Origin of the sequence: Paludibacterium sp. (genome assembly GCF_019232825.1) — a bacterium.
Lineage (GTDB): Bacteria > Pseudomonadota > Gammaproteobacteria > Burkholderiales > Chromobacteriaceae > Paludibacterium.
The window spans coordinates 1-6,487 of sequence record NZ_JAFAND010000082.1 but is presented as its reverse complement, the minus strand read 5'-3'; the positions used below and the strand labels follow the sequence as shown (position 1 = coordinate 6,487).

Below are 6,487 nucleotides of genomic sequence, written 5' to 3'. Positions count from 1 at the left end.
ACACGCCCAGACAAAGCGCCGGGCCGAATGATTCCCCCCCATCGATTCTCTTCCTCAAATGCCGCAAATACATCGTTGTTTTATGATGCCAATGTATTATTTTAATGACATTCACAAATTGATCGCGGTCATATTTTGTGCGCAATGAAACCTCCTCCCACTATCGACCCTCTTAGGGTCTGGTGTCCGCTGTTCGGCGCAATGCCGCGCGTTGCGCGCCGATAGCCCTACACAACATCCCCCTTGGCGTAGAGTGCACTCGCCGAAGGCAGTGCACCACCCTCTTATGACGGCATGACCCAGAACATTCGTTACGGGCTAAAAAATTGAAGTGGCGCGGAGCCATGGAAAGGTAGTGGATCATGAGCATTCGGCTGATTCGAACAGAGGATGACTATCAGGCGGCCCTGAAAGCGGTCGAGCCTTTCTTTGAGAATGAGCCGGAGCCCGAGTCGGAGGACGGTGAGCAGTTCGAAATTATGTTGACCCTGATTGAGGCTTACGAACGCAAGCATTACCAACTCCCTCTTCCCGACCCGATCGAGGCGATCAAATTCCGCATGGAACAGGAGGGGCTGTCCATTGCCGACATGAAGGCTTACCTGGGTAACCCCAATCGGGTATACGAAGTACTGAACCGCAAGCGTGGCTTGAGTTTGGCGATGATCAGGCGGCTTCACCGTGGACTGCACATTCCGGCGGAAGTCCTAATCGGAGAATGATCACGGTTTTTTTCAGGCTGTTGATTTAGCGTAAAAGGGAGGGGGCATGATGCCGCACTGTCTGCGGCGCACTGCCTTCGGCGAGTGCGCCCTACGCGAAGGGGTGTCCCGTTGCGTAGGGTGCAATCGACGCGCAACGCGCGGCATTGCACCAAACACCTGATTTCGCAGTCTGTCCATCGATTCGCGAGCAAGGGTTTGTCAACACCCGCAAAAAAACCCGCGAGATAATCGCGGGTTTTTTGTTTGCGGCAAGCGCCAATCAGGCGGATTCAGCCTGCGATACAGCCTCGCGTTGCTTCTGCCCCAAGCCGAACAGCTTGTAGCACACCGACACCGCCGCCAGCAGCAAGGTGCCGACGATCAGCGACACCCGGGTATCCGGGTTGATCAGCATGCCGACGAGCACGCACACCAGGAAAGCGATGGTCAGGTAGTTGGCCAGCGGGAACAGCACCGACTTGAACGGATGATCTTTCATTTCCGCGGCGTGAGCACGGCGGAAACGCGCTTGGCAGAACAGCACGACGAACCAGGGCACCATGCCCGGCAGAACGCTGGCGCTGTAGACGTACACGAACACGCGTTCCGGATTGGGGATGATGTAGTTCAACGCCGAACCGGCCAACAGACATGCGATGGTGACCCAAATGGCGTTGACCGGCACGCCGCCCTTGGACACGCGCGACAGGAAGGCCGGCAGCTGACGGTTTTGCGACAGCGTGTAGAGCATGCGGCCGCAGCTGTAGATGCCGCTATTGCAACCCGACAGCGCGGCGGTCAACACGACGAAGTTGATGATGCCAGCGGCGGCGGTGATGCCGATCTTGGAGAACGTCAGCACGAACGGACTGCCGGTGGTGCCGATCAGATTCCATGGATAGATGGTGACGATGACCAGGATGGCGCCGATGTAGAAGATCAGAATACGCCAAACGATATTGTTGACCGCGCGTTTGAGCGTGACCTGCGGGTTCTTGGCCTCGCCGGCGGTAATCCCGACCAGCTCCACCCCTTGATAGGCGGCCACCACCAGACACAGGGCGAACAGGAAGCCTTGCCAGCCGCCGGCGAAAAAGCCGCCATGCACGGTCAAGTTGGCAAAACCGGTGGCAGGCATGCTGCCATTACCGACGAAAATCAGCTTCAAGCCAATCAGGATCATCACCACGATGGTGGAAACCTTGATCAGGCCGAACCAGAACTCAAACTCGCCATACAGGCGCACCGCCAGCAAGTTGGACGCCGCCAGGATGCCGACAAAGGCCAGCGCCGGCACCCACTGCGGTAGACCGGGGAACCAATACTGCACATAGACCCCGGCGGCAGTGATTTCCGAGATACCGACCGCCACCCACATCAGCCAATAGCCCCAGGCGGTCAAGTAGCCAAAATACGGGTGCAGATACTTATGCGCGTAAACGGCGAACGAGCCGGCCACCGGCTCGGTGTAGAGCATTTCGCCCATGATGCGCATGATGAAGAAGATGAACAGACCGGCAATGGCATAAGCCAACAGCACCGACGGCCCCGCCCAGTGCAGCGTGCTGGCCGAGCCCATGAACAGGCCGACACCGATGGTGCCGCCTAGGGCGATCAGTTCGATATGTCGCGACTCTAGGCCACGATGAAGCGTTTTCTCGTCCGGATTATCTTTCATGATGTTTTTTCCAGCGTGGTGATCAAATTGTCCTCCGCTGTTTTAAGGCCTTGTCTGACAATGTGTCAAGAAAATTGCCAGATAATGCCATTTTCATGACACGAATGTTGGCGCATTCCCCACATGACATCAAAATAAGATCAATAACACCGGCGATATGCAGCATATCCAACCCCAAATGCATAAAGCACTTAGCGTCGCAAAATTGCGACGACTATTTACCCTGAAAAACCAGTTTGTTACCTTACTTTACAAAAAACCATGTGTCATCAGTAGTGAAATGTCTGGCAATAAACAAAAAGGGCGGCATAAAGACCGCCCTTAAAACGACATGACAATATTAGAACGCCCTGCCCTGCCGTGACGACACTTTGAGGAATAGAGGCGCGAGTATATCATAACAATCAGTTATACAATAAAAAGAAATAACATGTTTAGATAGATCAATAATATTGATAAAACAATCAAGTCTGATGCACTTCATCACTGTGGCCAAAAGGACGCAGTTTAAAGCCATGTTTTTAAATTGTACGCTTATATATAAGTCAATGCTTTCATATTGCAGCGTGACATGAAGTGCGCGATGTAATGCGTTGAAACAGAACATAAAACGCTGTTTTGTTGACGGAGTGGTGCTTTACCGGCCGGTTAAATAATGACAAAGCAATGGCGTTTTTAGAGTTGATCATCTACATGGCATTCACTTAACGTTCACACATATTGAATGCTCGTTAAGTTTCGTCATGATCCGTCACATGTCGCCGGCACGCCTGCTTGCCGGTTTTCTTTTTTTGTTGCCCGTGTGGGGCTTTGCCGCGCCATTGAGCGACGACCAGATCCGGCTCAAGCAACAGCAGCAGCTCGATCGGTTGCGCGAACAGCAGCAGCGCGCGCCGGACGTGTTCATCGCGCCGCCGGCGAGCGCGCCCGCCACCGCCGTGGCGCCGGGCGGGCCGTGCTTTACCGTGCGCCAGGTGGCGCTCGACGGCGCGCCGGCCGACTGGCTTGCTTGGCTCATGCCGCTGACCCAGCGCGCCGTGGGGCGCTGCCTGGATGTCGGCGCCATCAATCAACTGGTGGCGAGCCTCACCGACGCCATCGTCGCCCGCGGCTTCGTCACCAGCCGGGTGTACGTGCCGGAGCAGAACCTGCAGTCGGGGCAACTGCATCTGGTGGTGCTGCCGGGGCGTATCCAGGCGATCCGGCGCAAGGACGGCAGCGCGCGGCGCGAACTCGATAGCGCCTTCCCCAGCGGCCCGGGCGATCTGCTCAACGTGCGCGACCTGGAGCAAGGGCTGGAGCAGTTGCAACGGCCGGGCTCGCAACAAGCGACGATGGAACTGGTGCCGGGCGATACCCCGGGCGAAAGCATCGTCGAGGTGACGCTGACCCAAGCACGGCCGCTGCACGCGAGCCTGGCCGTCGAGAACAGCGGCCAAACCAGCACCGGCAAGAACCAGCTCACCGCGCAGGTGGTGGCCGACGACCTGCTGCAGCTCAATGATGTACTGACCCTCAACCAAAGCCAGGATGCCGGCGCGTTCAGCCATCTGGGTAGCCAAGCGCAAACCGTCTCCTGGCTGGTGCCCTGGGGCAACTGGAGCGCGTTTGCCAGCTACAGCACCTCGGGCTACCGCCAGACCGTCGACACCGGCCTGCAACAGCTCGATTCCACCGGCCTGAGCCGCAACAGCCAATTCACCCTGACCCGGCTGTTGCACCGCGACCAGACCAGCAAGACCGAGCTGGCGCTGTCGCTGACGCACAAGGCGGCGCGCAGCTTCATCGAAGGCAGCGAGCTCGTCACGCAACGGCAAGACCTGAGCTACCTCGGCCTGCAACTCAACCACCGCCACTACCTGGGCGACAGCGTGCTCAACGCCAGCCTGGGCTATAGCCGCGGCGTGCCGTTGTGGGGCGGCCAGGACGACAGCTTGGCGACACTGGGCGGCCCGACGGCGCGGCCGGAAATCTACAGCGCCAGCCTGGATTGGCGCTTGCCGTGGCAGGCCTTTGGCCAGCAAGGCGCCTATAGCGTCGGCCTGAAGGGGCAATACAGCCCCAGCCTGCTGTTCGCCACCGACCAGTTCGGCGTCGGCGGCCATTACACCGTGCGCGGCTTCGACGCCGACAGCCTGGACGGCAACAACGGCTGGAGCTGGCGCAACGAGCTGAGCTGGACCCTGGGCGCCAGCGGCTGGGAGGCCTACCTCGGCCTCGACGCCGGCCAAGTCGGCGGCAGCCCGGGCAGTACGCTGTCGACCCAGCGCATCAGCGGCGGCGCCATTGGGCTGCGCGCCAACCTCGGCGGCCACCTGTCGGCCGACCTCAGTCACGAACAACCGCTGACCCTGCCGGACGGCTGGGCACGGCAGTCGATTACCCACTTCAATCTCACCCTGCAGTGGTGAGGCGGCGTCCCGATCATGAACCGACACCTCTATCGCATCGTCTTCAACCGCGTTCGCGGACAACTGATGGCCGTGGCCGAAACCGTGGCGGCACAACATAAAGCCGGCGAACGTGGTCCGGGCAGCGCGCCGGCGGGAACCTTCGCGCTGCGCGCGCTGAGCTTTGCCGCCATGCTGGCGCTGGGCAGCGCGGCGCTGGCCGACGGCATCGCCGCCGATGGCGGCGCACCGGCTGGTAAACAGCCGACGGTGACACAGGCGGCCAACGGCGTGCCGCTGGTGCAGATCGCCGCGCCCAACGGCGCCGGGGTGTCGCACAACCAATATCAGCAGTTCAACGTCGGCGGCAACGGCGCGATCCTCAACAACAGCGCGGTCATCGTCAACACGCAACTGGGCGGCTACGTCAACGGCAACGCCAACCTGAAGAACGGCAGCGCGCGCGTGATCCTCAACGAGGTGACCCAGGCCAACCCGTCGCTATTGAAGGGCTTTGTCGAAGTGGCCGGCCAACGCGCCGACGTGGTGATCGCCAACCCGTGGGGCATTACCTGCAGCGGCTGCGGCTTCATCAACACCGCACGCGCGACGCTGACCACCGGCACGCCGGTGTTCGACGGCCAGGGCAACCTGGCGCGCTTTCATGTCAGCGACGGCCAGGTCAGCGTCGACAGCCTCGACGCCAGCCAAACCGACAGCTTCGCCATCCTCACCCGCGCCTTGAAGGTGAATGGCGATCTGCACGCCAACGACCTGCAAATCCGGCTGGGGCGCAACGACGTCGACGCCGCCACGCTGAGTGCCACCCCGTTGGCCGCCGATCCAGCGGCCACCCCGGCGCCGCAACTGGCGCTCGACGTGGCGGCGCTGGGCGGCATGTACGCCAACGCCATCCACCTGATCGGCACCGAGAAGGGCGTGGGGGTGAATAGCGCCGGCACCTTGCTGGCGCGACAGGGGGATTTGCAGCTGTCCAGCAGCGGTGACTTGACCCTGGCCGGCGCGGTGTTGGCGCAGCATGACGCCAATGTGCACAGCGACGGCACACTGCAACAGCAAGGCAGCTTATTGGCAAGCCACAACGCGCAACTGAACGCGGCCGTCATTCAGGCGCAGGGCAACCTGTTGGCCGGGGTGGACGGCAATCTGCAATTCGACGGCGACGGCACGCTGACGGTCAGCGCCACGACCAACGTCGACGCCCATGGGACCTGGCGTGCCGCCAGCGGCATTGTCGGTAGCGCGCCGCAATGGAACCTGACCGGCGCCGACCTGCGCACGCCGGGGACGCTGGCACTGGCGAGCACCGGCGTACTCAACACTGCCGGCACGACCTTCGGCGCCGGCCAGCGGCTGCAGGTGTCCGCCGATCAAGTCGTGAGCACCAATAGCGCCTGGGAAGGCGGTCAGCTCGACTTGGCCGCGCGCACCTGGCAAAACGATCACGGCGCATTGATCCAAGATGCGGCGGTCGACGGCTCGCTGAACGTCAGCGGCGCGCTGAGCAACCTCGGCGGCAGCCTGCTCGGCCAACAAGGCAATCTGACCGTGCACGCCGCCAGCCTCGACAACCGCCAAGGCGGCCAGATCGACAGCGCCGGCAACCTCAGCTTGACGGTCGACGGCCAGCTGCAGAACGACGGCGGCTGGCTCGCCAGCGGCCAACAAGCAGCGCTGACGCTGCAAGCCGGTAG

At 61.0% G+C, this 6,487-nt stretch carries 4 protein-coding genes; 3 read left to right on the top strand and 1 reads right to left on the bottom strand.

All coding sequences use genetic code 11. The features are described from left to right. Positions 1 to 362: 362 nt before the first annotated feature. The gene (locus JOZ06_RS10515) at positions 363 to 722 is read left to right on the top strand and encodes a transcriptional regulator (RefSeq protein ID WP_293232165.1); all 360 of its coding nucleotides are present in this window, start codon (positions 363 to 365) and stop codon (positions 720 to 722) included. Positions 723 to 984: 262 nt separating this feature from the next. Here JOZ06_RS10515 and JOZ06_RS10510 read toward each other — a convergent pair whose 3' ends face one another. Further along, the gene (locus JOZ06_RS10510) at positions 985 to 2,382 is read right to left on the bottom strand and encodes an amino acid permease (RefSeq protein WP_293232164.1); all 1,398 of its coding nucleotides are present in this window, start codon (positions 2,380 to 2,382) and stop codon (positions 985 to 987) included. Positions 2,383 to 3,137: 755 nt separating this feature from the next. On the opposite strand from JOZ06_RS10510, the gene JOZ06_RS10505 reads away from it, so the two are divergent. After that, the gene (locus JOZ06_RS10505) at positions 3,138 to 4,793 is read left to right on the top strand and encodes a ShlB/FhaC/HecB family hemolysin secretion/activation protein (RefSeq protein ID WP_293232162.1); all 1,656 of its coding nucleotides are present in this window, start codon (positions 3,138 to 3,140) and stop codon (positions 4,791 to 4,793) included. A gap of 15 nt (positions 4,794 to 4,808) precedes the next feature. Continuing rightward, positions 4,809 to 6,487 (top strand): filamentous hemagglutinin N-terminal domain-containing protein (locus tag JOZ06_RS10500; RefSeq protein WP_293232160.1); only part of this gene is annotated, 1,679 nt, incomplete at its 3' end.